The 17,441-nt window shown below is 70.4% G+C and carries 16 protein-coding genes; 5 read left to right on the forward strand and 11 right to left on the reverse strand.

The window, feature by feature from the left end; all coding sequences use genetic code 11:
• Positions 1-204 precede the first annotated feature (204 nt).
• Both purM and purF read right to left on the reverse strand, forming a co-directional pair.
• Positions 205-1,233 carry a phosphoribosylformylglycinamidine cyclo-ligase gene (gene purM, locus NYZ98_RS24050; protein ID WP_262845249.1) on the reverse strand — a complete coding sequence of 343 codons (1,029 nt, stop codon included), beginning with the start codon at positions 1,231-1,233 and terminating at the stop codon, positions 205-207.
• Positions 1,234-1,264: 31 nt separating this feature from the next.
• A complete protein-coding gene (gene purF, locus NYZ98_RS24055; protein WP_262845250.1) occupies positions 1,265-2,701 on the reverse strand; it encodes an amidophosphoribosyltransferase in 1,437 nt (478 codons plus the stop codon).
• Positions 2,702-2,901: 200 nt separating this feature from the next.
• Between purF and NYZ98_RS24060 the strand changes: the two genes are divergently transcribed.
• A complete protein-coding gene (locus NYZ98_RS24060) occupies positions 2,902-3,501 on the forward strand; it encodes a DUF4190 domain-containing protein (RefSeq protein ID WP_262845251.1) in 600 nt (199 codons plus the stop codon).
• Between the two features lie 47 nt (positions 3,502-3,548).
• On the opposite strand, the gene NYZ98_RS24065 is transcribed toward NYZ98_RS24060, so the two are convergent.
• The gene (locus NYZ98_RS24065) at positions 3,549-3,992 is read right to left on the reverse strand and encodes a sterol carrier family protein (protein ID WP_262845252.1); all 444 of its coding nucleotides are present in this window, start codon (positions 3,990-3,992) and stop codon (positions 3,549-3,551) included.
• 122 nt (positions 3,993-4,114) lie between these two features.
• Here NYZ98_RS24065 and NYZ98_RS24070 point away from each other — a divergent pair, with 122 nt between their 5' ends.
• The gene (locus NYZ98_RS24070; RefSeq protein ID WP_380708083.1) at positions 4,115-6,193 is read left to right on the forward strand and encodes a PhoX family protein; all 2,079 of its coding nucleotides are present in this window, start codon (positions 4,115-4,117) and stop codon (positions 6,191-6,193) included.
• Positions 6,194-6,415: 222 nt separating this feature from the next.
• Here NYZ98_RS24070 and NYZ98_RS24075 read toward each other — a convergent pair whose 3' ends face one another.
• The 7 genes from NYZ98_RS24075 to NYZ98_RS24105 all read right to left on the reverse strand — a co-directional run bounded on the left by NYZ98_RS24075 (position 6,416) and on the right by NYZ98_RS24105 (position 13,815).
• Positions 6,416-6,826, reverse strand: a complete 411-nt coding sequence (locus NYZ98_RS24075; protein WP_262845254.1) for a VOC family protein — start codon at positions 6,824-6,826, stop codon at positions 6,416-6,418.
• A 125-nt stretch (positions 6,827-6,951) separates the two neighbouring features.
• Positions 6,952-9,339: an excinuclease ABC subunit UvrA gene (locus NYZ98_RS24080; protein ID WP_262845256.1), complete on the reverse strand. Its 2,388-nt coding sequence runs from the start codon at positions 9,337-9,339 to the stop codon at positions 6,952-6,954.
• A 177-nt stretch (positions 9,340-9,516) separates the two neighbouring features.
• The gene (locus NYZ98_RS24085; RefSeq protein ID WP_262845257.1) at positions 9,517-9,873 is read right to left on the reverse strand and encodes a VOC family protein; all 357 of its coding nucleotides are present in this window, start codon (positions 9,871-9,873) and stop codon (positions 9,517-9,519) included.
• 432 nt (positions 9,874-10,305) lie between these two features.
• Positions 10,306-10,707, reverse strand: coding sequence for a helix-turn-helix transcriptional regulator (locus NYZ98_RS24090; RefSeq protein WP_262845276.1), 402 nt, complete (start codon positions 10,705-10,707; stop codon positions 10,306-10,308).
• 192 nt (positions 10,708-10,899) lie between these two features.
• A complete protein-coding gene (locus NYZ98_RS24095; protein ID WP_262845259.1) occupies positions 10,900-12,534 on the reverse strand; it encodes an ABC-F family ATP-binding cassette domain-containing protein in 1,635 nt (544 codons plus the stop codon).
• 221 nt (positions 12,535-12,755) lie between these two features.
• A complete protein-coding gene (locus tag NYZ98_RS24100) occupies positions 12,756-12,980 on the reverse strand; it encodes a DUF397 domain-containing protein (protein WP_407696425.1) in 225 nt (74 codons plus the stop codon).
• Positions 12,904-13,815, reverse strand: coding sequence for a helix-turn-helix domain-containing protein (locus NYZ98_RS24105; protein ID WP_262845263.1), 912 nt, complete (start codon positions 13,813-13,815; stop codon positions 12,904-12,906). Before NYZ98_RS24105 ends, NYZ98_RS24100 begins: the two co-directional genes overlap by 77 nt.
• A 158-nt stretch (positions 13,816-13,973) precedes the next feature.
• On the opposite strand from NYZ98_RS24105, the gene NYZ98_RS24110 reads away from it, so the two are divergent.
• Complete coding sequence (locus NYZ98_RS24110) at positions 13,974-14,396, forward strand: ATP-binding protein (RefSeq protein WP_262845265.1); 423 nt, start codon at positions 13,974-13,976, stop codon at positions 14,394-14,396.
• A 164-nt stretch (positions 14,397-14,560) separates the two neighbouring features.
• On the forward strand, positions 14,561-15,976 hold the full coding sequence (locus NYZ98_RS24115) for an amidase (protein WP_262845268.1): 1,416 nt from the start codon (positions 14,561-14,563) through the stop codon (positions 15,974-15,976).
• A 22-nt stretch (positions 15,977-15,998) separates the two neighbouring features.
• Here NYZ98_RS24115 and NYZ98_RS24120 read toward each other — a convergent pair whose 3' ends face one another.
• Entirely contained in the window at positions 15,999-16,664 is a 666-nt protein-coding gene (locus NYZ98_RS24120; RefSeq protein WP_262845269.1) for a class I SAM-dependent methyltransferase, read from the reverse strand.
• Between the two features lie 96 nt (positions 16,665-16,760).
• Between NYZ98_RS24120 and NYZ98_RS24125 the strand changes: the two genes are divergently transcribed.
• Positions 16,761-17,309, forward strand: coding sequence for a DinB family protein (locus NYZ98_RS24125; protein WP_262845270.1), 549 nt, complete (start codon positions 16,761-16,763; stop codon positions 17,307-17,309).
• Positions 17,310-17,441: the final 132 nt, after the last annotated feature.

Here is a 17,441-nt window from a genome sequence, read left to right on the forward strand (position 1 = left end):
GCAGGCAGGGCACCCGGTGAGCGAAAGCTCGCCGAGTGCCTCCTTCGCGCACCTGGAAGGGCTCCTTGCCACTTGGCAAGGAGCTCTTCGTCGTGTTTCCCCGGCCTTGACCTTGCCGGGGCGATCCGTAAAAGTGACGCAAATCACCGTGGCTCCCGCTGACCCCTGCCGCCTCGCCCGTGGGCCGGGCGAGGCGGCAGGGGATCAGGCGGTGAAGCGGGCCTGACCGCTGCCCGGGACGATCTCGCCGAGGACCCAGGCGTGCTGGCCGTGCGCACGCAGCGTGTCCATGGCGGTGCCGGCGGTGTCCGGCGCCACGATCGCGCACATGCCGACACCGAGGTTGAACGTGCGGTCCATCTCCTCCCGGGGCACCTCGCCGTACCCGGCGATGACCTCGAAGATCGGCTGGGGCGTCCACGACGAGCGGTCGAGGACGGCGTCGGCCGTGCCGGGCAGCGAGCGGGCCAGGTTGGCCGCCAGCCCCCCGCCGGTGATGTGCGCGAACGCGTGGACCTCGGCGGAGCGGGTGAGCTCCAGGCAGGGCAGCGAGTAGATCCGCGTCGGCTCCAGCAGCTCCTCGCCCAGCGTGCGGTCCAGCTCGGGCAGGGACGCCTCCAGCGCCAGGCCCGCCGTCCGCAGGACGTGCCTGACCAGGGAGAACCCGTTGGAGTGCACCCCGGAGGAGGCGAGCCCGAGCACGACGTCGCCCGGACGCACCCGCTCGGGCCCCAGCAGCTCCGACGCCTCGACCACGCCGGTGCCCGCGCCCGCCAGGTCGTACTCGTCCGGCCCCATGGCCCCGGGATGCTCGGCCGTCTCGCCGCCCACCAGGGCGCAGCCGGCCAGGCGGCAGCCCTCCGCCACCCCGCCCACGATGTCGGCGATCCGCTCGGGGACCACCTTGCCGCAGGCGATGTAGTCGGTCATGAACAACGGCTCGGCCCCGCACACCACCAGGTCGTCGACGACCATGCCGACCAGGTCGATGCCGATGGTGTCGTGCTTGCCCAGCGCCTGGGCCAGCATGACCTTGGTGCCCACCCCGTCGGTCGAGGTGGCCAGCAGCGGACGCCGGAAACGCAGCAGCGCCGAGGCGTCGAACAGCCCGGCGAAGCCGCTGGCGTCGTCCACCACCTCGGGGCGCCGCGACCGCGCCACCCGGGACTTCATCAGCTCGACCGCACGGTCCCCGGCCTCGATGTCGACGCCGGCGGCGGCGTAGCTGGTCATGGAGCCCCCTTCACTGGATCGCCGGCCCCGCTCACGCCTTGGCCTCGAGGACGAACTTGCCGACGTTGTCGCGGTCGATGGGAATCGGGTAGGCGCCGTCGAAGCAGGCACGGCAGAGCCGGTCGGCCGGGATCGTGGTCGCCTCGGTCAGGCCCTCCAGAGAGATGTACCCGAGCGAGTCGGCGCCGATGGCCTCGCAGATCTCCTCCACCGTCCTCGACCCCGCGACCAGCTCGGCCTTGGTGGCGAAGTCGATGCCGTAGAAGCACGGCCACGCCACCGGCGGCGAGGAGATACGGACGTGCACCTCGACGGCCCCGGCCTCGCGGAGCATCTTGACGATCGCCCGCTGGGTGTTGCCGCGCACGATCGAGTCGTCCACCACCACCAGGCGCTTGCCCGCGATGACCTCCCGCAGGGGGTTCAGCTTGAGCCGGATGCCGAGCTGGCGGATCGTCTGGGACGGCTGGATGAAGGTGCGGCCGACGTAGGAGTTCTTCACCAGGCCCTGGCCGTACGGGATGCCGCTCGCCTCGGCGTACCCGATGGCGGCCGGGGTCCCGGACTCCGGGGTCGGGATGACCAGGTCGGCCTCCACGGGGTGCTCGCGGGCCAGCATGCGGCCCACCTCGACCCGCGTGGCCTGGACGCCGCGCCCCGCGATCGTGGTGTCGGGACGGGCGAGGTAGACGTACTCGAACAGGCAGCCCTTCGGCTCGGCCAGGGCGAACCTGCGCGAGCGCACGCCGCGCTCGTCGATCGTGAGCAGCTCGCCGGGCTCGATCTCCCGGACGAACACCGCGCCCACGATGTCGAGGGCCGCCGTCTCGGAGGCCACCACCCACCCGCGTTCCAGGCGGCCGAGGACCATCGGGCGGATGCCCTGCGGGTCGCGGGCGGCGTACAAGGTCTTCTCGTCCATGAACACCAGCGAGTAGGCCCCCTTGACCTGCGGAAGCAGGTCGGCGGCGGCCTCGTCGATGGACCGGGTGCGGTCCTGCGCGAGCAGGGAGGTGAGCACCTCGGTGTCGGTGGTCGCGCGGATCAGGCCCACCGGCAGCCGCTGGGCGAGTTCGGATGTGTTGATGAGGTTGCCGTTGTGGGCCAGCGCGAGGCCGCCCCCGTCGGTCGAGCTGAGGGTCGGCTGGGCGTTCTCCCACACGCTGGAGCCGGTCGTGGAGTAGCGGCAGTGCCCGATCGCGAGGTGGCCGCGCAGAGTGCCCAGCACCGACTCGTCGAAGACCTGGGCCACCAGGCCCATGTCCTTGTAGACCAGGATCCTGCTGCCTTCGCTCACCGCGATGCCCGCGGACTCCTGCCCGCGATGCTGTAACGCGTACAAACCGTAGTAGGTGAGTTTGGAGACGTCCTCCCCAGGCGCCCACACTCCGAAGACGCCACAGGCGTCCTGCGGAGCGCGGTCACGGGGGTCAAGGTCATGGCCTAGCCGGCCGTCGCCCTTTAGCACGTGCTTCAGTCTAAGTTGGGCGTCTCGCTGCCTGGTAATCCGGGTCCGGCAGGGTTGCACCCGGTGACCCCGGCCAGGCGATCCCCGGCGGTCATGGGGCAAAGATCCCTCGCGTTCGCCGTGTCGGTCCGCCCGCTCCCGGGGCTCCCGGAGGAGAGTGGGTTCCCGCCGATTCCCTTTACCGGCCGAAAGAGCAGAGCGTGACCATACCTGGTGATCCGAACGACCCTTCCCGGGATGACGATCCGCACGGCCGGCACGCGCACGACCCGGCCGGCGACGTCTCCGCGGGAGCGTCCCCGAGCGAGTACCCGCCCGGAGCGCACCCGCCCGCCGCGCAGCCTCCCGCCGGGCAGCCTCCCGCCGCTCAGCCTCCGTACGGTCAGCCCCCGTATGGGCAACCGCCGTACGGGCAGCCGCCCTATGGCGGGGCGCCTCCGTACGGGCAGCCGCCGTACGGGCAGCGGCCTCCCGGCTCCCCACGGCCGTCGGGCGGGCTCGGGACGGCGGCGCTGGTCCTCGGCATCGTCAGCGTGTTCCTGCTGCTCGTCTGCGGTGTCGGGGCGCTGACGGCCGTCGCCGGGATCGTCGTGGGGCTGATGGCGCTGGTCAAGAAGTCCGGAAAGGGCCGCGCGATCACCGGGATCACCCTCAGCGTCCTCACGATCATCCTCGCGATCGTCGGTTTCACCTGGTTCTTCAGCAACTTCCGCGAGTGTTTCACCCTGCCGACGCAGGGCGAGGCGCAGCAGTGCGTGGAGCGGAAACTCGGGGTGAACGTCCAGACCCGGGTCCCATGACGGCCCGGCCGCGCGCCGGTGCCCTCGCGGGTCTCGCGCCCGCGGCGTCAGTCCGTCAGGGGCAGGTACTCGGAGAGGTCGGCACGGCCGCCGCTGGCGCTGATCTTTCCGGCGTCCATGGCGTCGTCCCAGGTCACAAGGCCGGTGGCCAGCTCCAGCCAGGTGCGGGGATCGGTCTCGACCACGTTGGGCGGGGTGCCGCGCGTGTGCCGGGGGCCCGCCACGCACTGCACGGCGGCGTACGGCGGGACCCGGACCTCCACCGTCCGCCCGGGCGCGTCCTCGGCGAGCCGGTCGAGGAGGTGCCGCACCGCGAACCGCGCGATGTCCCGCTCGGGACGGAGCCCTTCGCCGTAGATTCGGAGCACGACCGCCACCGCGGCGCCGGGGATGCCGGCCGCCGGGCCGTCATAGGGGTGCTCTCCCAGGTCAGCGAGCTGGGTGTCCAGCGCGGCGCGGATTCTCTCCACATCGATCTTGCGAACGGGCACGTCCCTATCTTGCCGTCATCGCCGCGAAAAGGTCGATCTGGTGGTCAGGCACGCGCGCATCGTGCTGTGATTGCGGCCGTACGGTCCCACCGAGGACATCACCGTACGATCTTGGAGGAACTGTGACGAAGCCGTCGCCGCGCAGGATGCTGCCGCTGCTCTCCGCACCCCGTGGAGGTGGCCGGGATCCGATGACATGCCGGTTCCGGTGTGGCGACGCCTGCTCGCACGAGATCCCCAACACCAGCGGCAACACCTACTTCAACGACATCGCCGCGAGCACTGTGTCGCGGCGCGGCGCGCTCAGGGCGGGTGCCCTGGGCACGCTCGTGGCGACCGTCGGCGTGGGAGGGGCCGTGGCCGCCGTGCCGGCCACCGCCTCCGCGACCGGCCAGGAGGCGGGAAGCGTCAGGGAACTGCGCAAGGCGCCGAAGTTCACCCCCGTGGCGCCGAACACGCAGGACGCCCTGGTCGTGGCCGACGGCTACGCCACGGCGGTCGTGGCCCGCTGGGGCGATCCGGTGGTGCCCGGTGCGCCCGCCTTCGACTTCGACCACCAGACGGGCGAGGCGCAGGCCGGGCAGTTCGGCTACAACTGCGACTTCGTCACCTTCTTCCCCACGGGCTCCGCGCGCGGGCTGCTGTGGGTGAATCACGAGTACACCAATGAAGACCTGATGTTCCGGGGCTGGACCGGCGGCGACAACGCCCCCCTGGAGCAGATCAAGGTCGGTCTCGCCGCGCACGGCGGGTCGATCGTCGAGATCGAGCGCGTGGGCCGCACCGGCCAGTGGAAACTCGTCACGAGCGGCCGGCGCCGCTACAACCGGCGGATCACCGCGCACACGCGCATGCGGATCTCCGGGCCCGCCGCCGGATCGGCGCTGCTCAAGACCTCGGCCGACCCGCGCGGCACCACCGTCCTCGGCATGCTCAACAACTGCGCCGGCGGCACGACGCCGTGGAAGACCGTCCTGACCGGCGAGGAGAACTGGAACCAGTACTTCGTCGGCGGCACCGGCGTCCCCGAGGCGCAGAAGCCGTACCTCGTGCGATACGGGGTCAGCACCACCGTCGCGATCCCCGCGGGCAACCGGCGCTTCGACCGGGTCGAGGAGCGGTTCGACCTCGCCAAGCACCCCCAGGAGCTCAACCGGTTCGGCTGGATCGTCGAGATCGACCCGTTCGACCCCGACTCCACCCCCGTCAAACGCACCGCCCTCGGCCGGTTCGCCCACGAGGGCGCGACCACCTCGCTCACCAAGGACGGCCGCGTCGCCGTCTACATGGGGGACGACACCCGGTTCGAGTACATCTACAAGTTCGTCTCCAAAGATCGGTACATCCCCGGCTTCGACCGGCACAACCGGAACCTGCTGGACGAGGGCACGCTGTACGTGGCCAAGTTCACCGGCGACAGCCCGGCGGCCGAGATCGACGGCACCGGCAGGCTGCCGTCCGACGGCGCCTTCGACGGCACCGGCACCTGGCTCCCCCTGGTGAGCGGCGACAAGTCCCACGTCGCCGGCATGACCGCCGACGAGGTCCTCGTGTACACCCGCTTCGCCGCCGACAAGGCCGGCGCGACCAAGATGGACCGCCCGGAGGACATCGAGCGCAACCCGGTCACCGGGGCCGTGTACGCCGCGCTCACCAACAACTCCAACAGGACCGCCGCGAACATCGACGAGGCCAACCCCCGGCCCGCCAACAAGCACGGTCAGATCCTGGAGATCGTCGAACGCAGGGACGACTCCGGAGCGACGTCGTTCACCTGGGCGCTCCCGCTCGTCTGCGGCGACCCGGCGGACCCCTCGACGTACTACGGGGGGTACGACAAGACCAAGGTGTCCCCGATCTCCTGCCCCGACAACGTCACCTTCGACGCCGACGGCAACCTGTGGATCGCCACCGACGGGAACGCCCTGGGCTCCAACGACGGCCTGTTCGCCATGCCGGTCGGCGGGCCCGAACGTGGACACGTCCGGCAGTTCCTTACGGTGCCCCGGGGGGCCGAGACCTGCGGCCCGCTGGTCGTCAAGGACCAGCTCAGCGTCTTCGTCGCCGTCCAGCACCCGGGCGAGATCACCGGCGCCACCCCCGACAACCCCGTCAGCCACTGGCCCGACGGCGGCACCAGCCAGCCCCGCCCCTCAGTAGCCGTAGCCTGGCACAAACAAGGCAAAAAAATAGGCTCCTGACCCATCGGCCCTCGCCTTCGGCTCGGGCAGTGTCACCAGCGGGGCTCCTGTCAGGGCGTCGGGCCTCGCCTTCGGCTCGGGCAGTATCTCTAGCGGGGCTCCGCCCCTGATCGAAGGGCTCCGCCCCTCGAGCTCCCCGACTGTCGCGTGCCGATCAAGCCAGGCGCGTTGTCGGGAAGCGCGAGGTGACGTCTACGCCGGCCGGGGCTGTGGTGGTCGGGGTCAGCGGACTTCGTTGATGCGGATCAGGTTGCCGGAGGGGTCGCGGACGGCGCAGTCGCGGACGCCGTAGGGCTGGTCGGTGGGTTCCTGGACGATCTCGGCGCCGCCTGCCTCCAGGCGGGCGAAGGTGGCGTCGAGGTCGGTGGTGGCCAGGGCGACGCGGGCGTAGCTGCCCTTGGCCATCATCTCGGTGATGACGCGGCGCTCTTCGTCGGTGACACCGGTGTCGGCGGCAGGGGGCTCCAGGACGATGGACGTGCCTGGCTGGTCGGGAGGGCCGACCGTGATCCAGCGCATCCCGCCGTATCCGACGTCGTTGCGGACCTCGAAGCCGAGAATGTCGCGATAGAAGCCCAGCGCCGCGTCCGGGTCGTCGTGCGGGAGGAAGGCGTAATGAATGGTGATGTTCATGGCGTTCACGCTAGTTCCGGCTCAGTGAGCGGCGCTTCTCGATTCCTGATGGGTTTGGTCACCTGTCGGGGAAGCACGGAACACCCCTCGCCGCGGTCGGCTCGGGGTGTCCGTGAGGGGGTCGGTCAGGCGCCGACGTAGGTGGCGAGGTGCTCGCCGGTGAGGGTGGGGCGGGTGGCGACGATGTCGGCGGGGGTGCCTTCGAAGACGATGCGGCCGCCGTCGTGGCCGGCGCCGGGGCCGAGGTCGATGATCCAGTCGGCGTGCGCCATCACGGCCTGGTGGTGCTCGACGACGATGACCGACTTGCCGGAGTCCACGAGCCGGTCGAGCAGGCCGAGCAGCTGTTCGACGTCGGCGAGGTGCAGGCCGCTGGTCGGCTCGTCGAGGACGTAGACGCCGCCCTTGTCGCCCAGGTGGGTGGCCAGCTTGAGCCGCTGCCGCTCGCCGCCGGACAGCGTGGGGAGCGGCTGGCCGAGGCTGAGGTACCCGAGCCCGACGTCCACGAGCCGGTTGAGGATGGCGTGCGCGGCCGGTGTGCGCCCCTCGCCGTCGCCGAAGAACCCCTGGGCCTCGGTCACCGACATCGCGAGCACCTCGCTGATGTCGCGGCCGCCGAGGTGGTGGTCCAGCACCGACGCCTGGAACCGCTTCCCCTCGCACTCCTCGCAGGTCGTGGCGACGCCGGCCATCATCGCCAGGTCGGTGTAGATGACCCCGGCGCCGTTGCAGTTGGGGCAGGCGCCCTCGGAGTTGGCGCTGAACAGCGCCGGCTTCACGCCGTTGGCCTTCGCGAACGCCTTGCGGATCGGGTCGAGCAGTCCGGTGTACGTCGCCGGGTTGCTGCGTCGCGAGCCGCGGATCGCGCCCTGGTCGATCGACACCACACCCGCGCCGCCGGGAATCGACCCGTGCACGAGCGAGCTCTTGCCGGAACCGGCGACGCCGGTGACGACGACGAGCACCCCGAGCGGGATGTCCACATCGACGTCGGCCAGGTTGTGCGCGGTCGCGCCGCGGATCTCCAGCGTGCCGGTGGGCTTGCGCACCTCCTCCTTGAGCCTGGCCCGGTCGTCGAAGTGGCGGCCCGTGACGGTGCCGCTGGTCCTTAGCCCCTCGACGGAGCCCTCGAAGCAGACGGTGCCGCCCGCCTTGCCCGCGCCGGGGCCGAGGTCGACGATGTGGTCGGCGATCGCGATCGTCATCGGCTTGTGCTCCACGACGATCACCGTGTTGCCCTTGTCCCGCAGCCGCAGCAGCAGGTCGTTCATCCGCTGGATGTCATGCGGGTGCAGGCCGATGGTGGGCTCGTCGAAGACGTAGGTGACGTCGGTCAGCGAGGAGCCGAGGTGGCGGATCATCTTGACGCGCTGCGCCTCGCCGCCCGACAGCGTGCCCGCGGGCCGGTCGAGCGAGAGGTAGCCGAGCCCGATCTCCACGAACGAGTCGAGGGCGTGCGCCAGCTTGGCGAGCAGCGGTGCCACCGACGGCTCGTCGAGGTCGCGGACCCAGAGGGCCAGGTCGCTGATCTGCATCGAGCACGCGTCGGCGATGCTGATGCCCTTGATCTTGGAGGATCTGGCCGCCTCGCTGAGCCGGGTGCCGTCGCACTCGGGACAGACGCTGAACGTCACCGCCCGCTCCACGAACGCGCGGATGTGCGGCTGCATCGCCTCGACGTCCTTGGCGAGGAAGGACTTCTGGACCCGCGGGATCAGCCCTTCGTAGGTGAGGTTGATGCCGTCGACCTTGATCTTGGTCGGCTCCTTGTGGAGCAGGTCGTCGAGCTCCCTTTTGGTGTACTTGCTGAGCGGCTTGTCCGGGTCGAAGAAGCCGCAGCCGCTGAAGATGCGGCCGTACCAGCCGTCCATGCTGTAACCGGGGATCGTGAGCGCGCCCTCGTTGAGCGACTTGCTGTCGTCGTAGAACGCGGTCAGGTCGAAGTCGGTGACCGAGCCCCGGCCCTCGCAGCGCGGGCACATGCCGCCGATACGGCTGAAACTCACCCGGTCGGTCTTGCGGTTACCGCGGTCCACCGTGATCGCACCGGTCGCCCGGACCGAGGCGATGTTGAAGGAGTACGCCTGCGCGGAGCCGATGTGCGGCTTCCCGAGCCGGCTGAAGACGATCCGCAGCATCGCGTTGGCGTCGGTGGCGGTGCCGACCGTGGAACGGGGGTCGGACCCCATCCGCTCCTGGTCGACGATGATCGCGGTCGTCAGCCCTTCGAGGACGTCGACGTCGGGCCGCGCCAGCGTCGGCATGAAGCCCTGGACGAAGGTGCTGTAAGTCTCGTTGATCATCCGCTGGGACTCCGCGGCGATCGTGCCGAACACCAGCGAGCTCTTGCCGGAGCCGGAGACGCCGGTGAACACCGTCAGCCGGCGCTTCGGGATCTCGACGCTCACGTCCTTGAGGTTGTTCACACGCGCGCCCTGCACGCGGATCAGATCATGGCTGTCGGCACCGTGGGGCGCGGGTGACGGCGTGTCCGTCCTCGTGGCCTTGCTCATCGTGTCTCCATCCGTTAGTCGCGCGCTCGGCGCCGGAACCAAGGTATCCGCGCCGCTCCGGCCCGTGGAGCCTGCTGCTGTGGAGCCGCTCCGGCCCGTGGAGCCCGCCGGCCCGCCGAGCCGGCCCGGCCCCCGGCCGAACGTGTCGGCCGGCGGCCAGGTTCCCGGCCGGTCGGGTCAGCTGTCCTGGAGCAGGCCGAGGACGTTGCCGTCGGGGTCGGTGAAGGTCGCCACCAGGCGGCCACCGCCCACGTCGTGCGCGGCCTCCTTGACGACGGCACCCGCTGCGGTCACCTCGGCCAGCTTCGCCTCGATGTCCGGTACGTGCCAGTAGGCCACCGGCGAGGTCGCGCCCTGCGGTCCACCGCCCGGTACCAGCCCGATGTGCTGGCCGGCGGCATCGAAGCCGACGTAGTAGGACGAGTCGGCCTGCGGCGCCACGCCGAGCAGGGCGGCGTACACCGCCTTGGCCTTCGCCAGATCGGACACGGGGTGCAGCACGGTCTTGATCCCCTGGGTGGAAGAGTCGGTCATGATCGCTCCTGAGGTCGTCGGGTCGCGGGGACCCGGTGATTGTCGGGTGTGAATCGGGGGTGAATGGGCGGAAAGCCCGGAAATATCGGTGGCCGTCAGCTTGGTGACGGTGGGGGGCGCGTTGTCGGTGATGTCGAGTCTGGGAGACGTCGAGTCTGGGGGGACGTCGGTCATGTCCCGTCACGTCGGGTCGGCGGCCGGTGGCTCCAGGACGATGGTCGTGCCGGGGCGGTCGGGGGGCGGCCGTGATGTGCCGGGCTGATCGGCGGGGACGGCCGTGATCCGGCGCGTCCCGCCGTGGCCGGCGTCGTCGGCGACCTCGAAGCCGAGGTGTCGCGGGCCTCGAAGCCGGAGAAGATCGAAGAAGGTCAGGGACGCGTCACGGGTCGTCGTGCGGGTGGAAGCCTGGGTGAATCGCGGTGTTCATAATGGTCAGGCTAGTTGTGGCCCGGCGGGCAGCGCTTCTCGATTCCTGATGGGTTTGGTCACCTGCTTGGCCACACAGGACGGGATCCCGGCCGTCGCGCGCGCCTCGTGCAGCCGGTAGGCGCTGGGCGGCATGCCGACCAGCTCGGTGAAACGCGTGCTGAAGGTGCCGAGCGACGAGCAGCCGACCGTGAAACAGACCTCGGTGACGCTGAGGTCGCCACGGCGCAGCAACGCCATCGCGCGCTCGATGCGCCGCGTCATCAGGTAACTGTACGGTGACTCGCCGTAGGCCAGCCGGAACTCCCGGCTGAGGTGCCCTGCCGACATGTGCACGCCCCGGGCGAGCGCCTCGACGTCCAGGGGCTGCGCGTACTCCCGGTCGATCCGGTCGCGGACGCGGCGCATCCGCGCGAGGTCGCGCAGGCGTTGCGCTCCGGCGGAACTGCTGGTCACCTGCGCGATTGTGCCACACGAACCGCTCACCCCGCCCCCGGGCCGTACGACGCCGTCGCCCTGCCGTCCCACCGGGAAGAGATGAGCGCTCGGGGGCTGGACCAGGGCACCCGCGGTCGTCACGCCACGAAGCCCCCCGCGCCCTCACGCGTCGGGGGCGCCCGTTTCGAGCAGGCGGCCCTCGGCCAGCCGTAGCCGGCGGTCCACCCCGATCTCGGCGAGGAACCGCTCGTCGTGGCTGACCACCACGAAGGCGCCCTCGTACGACCGCAGGGCCCCTTCCAGCTGGGAGACGCTGACCAGGTCGAGGTTGTTGGTCGGCTCGTCGAGCAGGAGCAGCCGCGGCGCCGGCTCGGCGAACAGGACGCAGGCCAGGGTGGCGCGCAGCCGCTCGCCGCCGGACAGGGCACCGACCGGCAGGTGGATGCGGGAGCCACGGAACAGGAAACGGGCGAGCAGGTGCATGCGCTTCGTCTCCGGCATCCCGGGCGCGAACGCGACCAGGTTCTCGGCGACCGTACGGCCGAGGTCCAGCAGGTCCAGTCGCTGGGACAGGTACGCGATCCGGCCGTTGGCCCGCTTGATCGTGCCGCCCTCCGGCGCCAGCTCGCCGTTGATCACGCGCAGCAGGGTGGACTTGCCGGCGCCGTTGGGACCGGTGAGGGCGATCCGCTCGGGCCCCCGGATCGCCAGGTCGGCGCCCTCGCCGGCGAACAGCGCCCGCTGACCGTAGCGCACCCGGATCCCCTCGCCGAGGAAGACCGTGCGCCCTGCGGGGACGTTGGTCGCGGGCAGCTCCAGGACGATCTTCTGCTCGTCACGCAGGGCACGGCTCGCGTCGTCGAGCCGGGCCTTGGCCTCGCCGACCCGCGCGGTGCGCGTCTCGTCGGACTTCCCCGCCGACTCCTGGGCGCGCCGCTTCATCGTCCCGGCGAAGATCTTCGGTAGCCCGGCGTCACCGAGGTTCCTGGCGGCGTTGCTCGCCCGGCGCGCGGCGCGCTCGCGGGCCTGCTGCAGCTCCCGCTTCTCCCGCTTCACCTCCTGCTCGGCGTTGCGGACGTTCTTCTCGGCGACCTCCCGCGCGGCGCGCACGGCCTCCTCGTACGCGGTGAAGTTCCCGCCGTACGACCGGACCTCACCCCGGTCCTGCTCGGCGACGCGGTCCATGCGGTCGAGCAGCGCCCGGTCGTGGCTGACCAGCAGCAGGCAGCCGTTCCAGTCGTCGAGCACGCCGTACAGCTTGCGGCGCGCGTCCAGGTCGAGGTTGTTGGTCGGCTCGTCCAGCAGCAGGACGTCGGGGCGCCTCAGTAGCTGGGCCGCCAGGCCGAGGGAGACGACCTCGCCGCCGCTGAGGGCGTGCAGGCGCCGGCTGAGCGGGATGTCGCCGAGGCCGAGCCGGTCGAGCTGGGCACGGGTGCGCTCCTCGATGTCCCAGTCGTTGCCGATCGTGGTGAAGTGTTCCTCGCTCGCGTCGCCCGACTCGATGGCGTCCAGCGCCCTGATCACCGGGGCGATGCCCAGGACCTCGGCCACGGTCAGGTCGCCGGCGAGGGGCAGCGTCTGGGGCAGGTAGCCCAGCACCCCCTGCGTCACCACCGAACCGCTGGCCGGGCGGAGTTCACCGGCGATCAGCCGGAGCAGCGTGCTCTTCCCCGCGCCGTTGGGCGCCACCAGGCCGGTGTGCCCCGCGGGGACGGTGAAGGAGAGGTCCTCGAACACCGGGGTGTCGTCGGGCCAGGAAAAGGACAGGTCGGAGACCACGATGAGGGCGTCGGACATCGAATCGCTTCCGCGTTCGGCCGGCACGGCGAAGCCGCCCGGTAATTGGCCAGGACACGAAGACATCGCCGACCGGCGACCACGCTGGGCGCGCGTCACCGATGGCCATGCGATCCGGGATCACCCGGAGATGTCGTCGTCGCCTGCCATCTCATGCTCCGTTCCACCACTACTTGCCCGAACACGCTACCAGCCGCCCTCACCGCCGCGCCGCTGATATATCACCCACCAAGAGCCGGGCCAGTGCCTTTGACTCTGTCGATGAACATGACCCACGCGGAGAATGTAAAGATCAGTTTCGGCCCGTCGGGATTCTTGGAGTCGCGTACGGCGACACCACCAGGAAGGTTGCTTGCGACTTCGACACATTCATCGCCATTGCCTTGGCTGTGGGAGCTTTTCCGCCACTTGGCGAGGGACAGTTCCATCGTCGCCTTCCAGCTCATCGAGCATGGTGGACAGGTGGGCGATCGACGCGTCGATACTCAGCGCGGATGCGCACACATGCTGGAATAGCAGCGTATATCGACCTACTTGCGCGCTCTCCTCTAGATACAGATCATCAGTGGCCGTCTCCAGATAAACAATGCTTCGATCGGTCGGGTCCGGGAATTCCAGGATCACGAACGGGCCGGCCAACCCCGCGTGCAGTCCGGCCGACATCGGCAACACCTGAACCTTGACGTGCTCCAATGGGCTGGTATCGAGCAGTTTACGAAGTTGCCCTTCGCGTACCTCTGGACCGAGCCGCAGCAGTGCCGCCTCGTCGATGACGGCCCAGAGATGTGGCGGATCGTCGCGGACGAGGATCTGCTGACGTGCCAGCCGTGCCTCCACCCGCCGCTCGACCTCGGCGTCATCCCTGACCATGGCCGCCCGGCAGATGGCGGCGGTGTATTCGGCCGTCTGCAAGAGTCCGGGAATGACGAGCGGCTGGAACGTGCGAATGGACGATGCCTCGGCTTCGAGCCCTACGTAGGAGCCCGCCAGAACGTCCTTGTAGGCGCTCCACCAGCCGCGTTTTCGGGCTTCTCGGGCCAATGTGACCATGGCTTCGACTACGGCCGTTTCCGTTATGTCGTACAGCGCGCACAAGGCTCGGACATGGTGGACGTCCGGCCGCTTCGTGAGGCCGTTCTCGAGGCGGGAGATCTTCGCGCTCGACCATTCGAGATCGGCGGCGGCCTCATAGATGGTCTTGCCGGTGGCTTCTCGCATTCTTCGCAATTCATGCCCTAAACGGCGCAATCGCACTGTCGGACTGCGGTGACCGTCAGCCATCTCCCGATCTCCTTCCGTTTATCCGTGCTGATCGTAGACCTGTTTCCGCAAGTACGGACAAAAAGCGCGTGTTTCGAGATGTACGTTGCACATTCTTAAATGCGTGGTGCATGATGCCGACTGTATCGGTCCCCTCACTTTCTGTAAGCGGAGTCCTTATGACCGTCCGCACCACCCAGCCCTTCGATCGGACCCGCGAAGCCTGCTGGGAACTGTCTGGAGGCCCGGAGAGCATCGGCGATCTCCGCGGGATCCTCCAGGAGACCCTCGGCCAATGGGAGGTGGGCGACCTCGTCGATGACGTCGTCCTGGTCGCGACCGAACTTCTCACCAACGCCGTCCTGCACGCACGGCCGCCGATCACGCTGACGCTCCGCCTGGTCGGAGAGGTCCTCGCCGGCGCGGTCGGCGACCACGGTGGCATCTGGGCGCCTGGAGAGGCGTGGGCGGCACTGGAGGACGACGAACACGGCCGGGGACTCCAGATCGTCTCAGCGATCACCGACCGTTGGGAAGTCGATCCCGGCCCCGGCCTCGGTAAGACGGTCTGGTTCGCCTGTCAGATCCGAAAGCCGCTGTGAGTTCCAGGGCAAGCGAAGGCATCGGTATTCCGGCCGGGCATGGTGGCCGTGACCTGGGCGGGAGTGATACGGGTGCCATGGCGATGAAGGGGGGCGGAAGAACAAGACTGCTTCTTCGCGAAAAATCCTTCTAGATTCCGCAGCACGGTTACTCCGAGGAGGACATGGTGCGGCGGTTGTGGGAGATGGGTGCCGGGGAGCTGGCGCGGCTCGTGCGCGAGCGGGAGGTGTCGAGCCGGGAGGTGGTACAGGCGCATCTTGAGCGCATCGGCGAGGTGAACGCGAGCGTCAACGCGGTCACGGTCGTGCTCGCGGAGGAGGCGCTCGCGGCGGCGGACGCCGCCGACCGGGCCCTGCGGAGCGGAGCGACGGCCGGGCCGTTGTGCGGGGTACCGATGACGATCAAGGAGAACATCGACGTCGCGGGGTCCGCGACGACGCTGGGGATCGCCGCGCTGCGGGACGCCGCCGCGCCGGCCGACGCCCCGCACATCGCCGAGCTACGCGCGGCCGGGGCGATCCCGATCGCCCGGACGAACATGCCGGAGTTCGGCATGCGGTGGCACACCGACAACGCGCTGCGCGGTGCGACGCTCAACCCCTGGTCGGCCGACCACACGCCCGGCGGGTCCAGCGGAGGCGACGCGGCGGCGGTGGCGACCGGCATGGCCCCGCTGGGGATGGGCAACGACGGGGCCGGTTCGCTTCGCTGGCCGGCCCAGTGCTGCGGGGTCGCCGCGTTGAAGCCGTCCCTGGGACGCGTCGCCCAGGGTGGCGCCCCCGGGCAGCCGGCCCCCTTCGCCTTCCAGTTGCTTGGCGTGCACGGGCCGATCGCCCGGCGCGTCGGTGACCTCCGGCTGGCCTTCGAGAACATGTGCGGGCGTTCGGGCGGCGACCCCTGGTACGCGCCGGTATCGGTCGAACAGCCGCCGGTGGCGATGCCGATACGCGTGGCCGTGGTGCTCGATCCGGACGGGTCAGGGGTCGATCCGCATGTCGCGGACGCCGTGCGCCGGGCCGCCGGGCTGCTGGCCGACGCCGGTTACCTGGTCGAGGAACACCAGCCTCCCGACCTGGTCAGAGGCGGTGAGATCTTCACCCAGATCATGTCGAACCACGGCCGCGTACACGAGGTGCAGCCGCCGGTCGAGGGGATCGCGTCCGAGGGGTTCGTCCGCTTCTGGGCGGCCTACCACCCGAGCTGGACGGAGGCGGCGGGGAAGCCCGCCTTCGACCCGATGATGGAACGTGCCATGATCGCGCGGGCCTGGAGCGCCTGGATGGACCGCACGCCACTGATCCTCGCCCCGATCTGCGCCCGTCCCGCCTTCCAGGTCGGCGCCGACCTCGACCCCGACTGGCTCTCCGGCTGGCCGGCGGCGCTTCGCATGAGCGTGGTGGTGAACCTCCTGGGCCTGCCCTCGGTCGCCGTGCCGACCGGCCACGCGGGCGGCCTCCCGCAGGCCGTTCAGATCATCGGCCCGCGCTTCCGCGAAGACCTCTGCCTGACCGCCGCCACCACCATCGAACGACACACCCCACCCACGACCCCCACCGACCCGGCCCGCCTGACCACCTAGCCCCGGCGCACACCCGCGACGACTACGGGAAGGCGATGACGGCGTACCGCTCGTCGTGGATCGGACGGCCCCACAGGCCGGGGTCGGTGAGCGGGTCGACCCGTACGTCCGTGAGGAAGGCACCCAAGGCCCGCACGAGTTCGGTGGCGGTCACCCCGCCCATCCACGGCAGCGATCCGGGCGCGACGGCGTAGGCCGTGCCGTCACCCGCCCTGTCAGAGCTCGCCCAGCGCCCTTCGACGAGCATCAGCCGGCCGCCCGGACGCAGTAGCCGGGTCCAGCGGCGCAGGGCGCCCTCGGGATCGGGCAGGGTCCACAGCAGGTGCCGCGAGAGGACGACGTCGAAGGACGAGCCCGCCTCCGCCGGAGGGTCGCTCGCGTCGCCGACCAGCGTCTGGACGTCGAAGCCTGCGGTGGCGAGCTTGTGCCGGGCCCGCTGAACCATGAGCGGCGACAGATCCACCCCGACCGGCCGGTGTCCCCGCTCGGCGAGCAACAGCGACAGTGACCCCGTGCCGCACCCCAGGTCCAGGACGTCGGCCGGCGGTGCGGGCGTCCACGAACGGATCCGGGCCGCCCACGCCGCCCTGACCCGGGGGTCGCGGAGCCCGTGGTCGGCCTCCTCGTCGAAGGCGGAGGCGGCGGCGTCCCAGTAGGAGGAGATCGACGTGGAGTCCGGGTCCGGCATGGACGCATCATGCCAGCGCGCCCGGGCGGGTTTCTTTGGTGGTGGGGGTTGGTGAACGGGGGTGTCCTGGGTGGGTGGTTCCGTTAACGTCAGTTCATGGTGGACACACAGGGTGCGGGGGCGGTTCAGGGGCGGCCCGCCGTGCTGGACGGGCCGGGGGTGCGGGTCTCCGATCCGCGTGAACTGGTCGTCGGATATCTGGACTGGTATCGCGAGACCCTCCTCCGCAAGATCGACGGCCTGTCCGACGCGCAGCTCCGTACGCCCGTCGAGCCGCTGGGCTGGTCGCCGCTCGGGATGGTGAAGCACCTCGGCTGGGTCGAGCGGCGGTGGATGCGGTGGGGGTTCGCCGCCGAGGACCTCGTCGCCTGCCTGCCGGGCGGCGACAAGGTCGAGTGGGGCATCCCCGCCGAGGAGCCCGCGGACCGGGTGATCGCCGCCTACCTGGACGAGGTCGGCAGGTCGCGGTCGCTGGCGGCGCGGGCCGACCTCGCCGAGCGGGCGCGGATCGGCGGCCGGTTCAGGACGCCCGACCAGACGCCCTCGCTCGGCAGGATCCTGTTCCATCTGCTCCAGGAGTACGCCCGCCACGTCGGCCAGCTCGACGTCGCTCGCGAGCTCATCGACGGCACCACCGGGGAGTAGCCCACGGCCGGATGCCGGGAGATCGACCTCGGCCGCTCTCCCGGCGACACCCCCGAATCCAGCCGCCGGCTGGAACGCGCCGGTTCCGGCGGGGTCAGGCGACGGGTTCGGGGATCTTGGGGGTGGGGAGGG

Origin of the sequence: Sphaerisporangium corydalis (assembly GCF_025506355.1) — a bacterium.
Lineage (GTDB): Bacteria > Actinomycetota > Actinomycetes > Streptosporangiales > Streptosporangiaceae > Sphaerisporangium > Sphaerisporangium corydalis.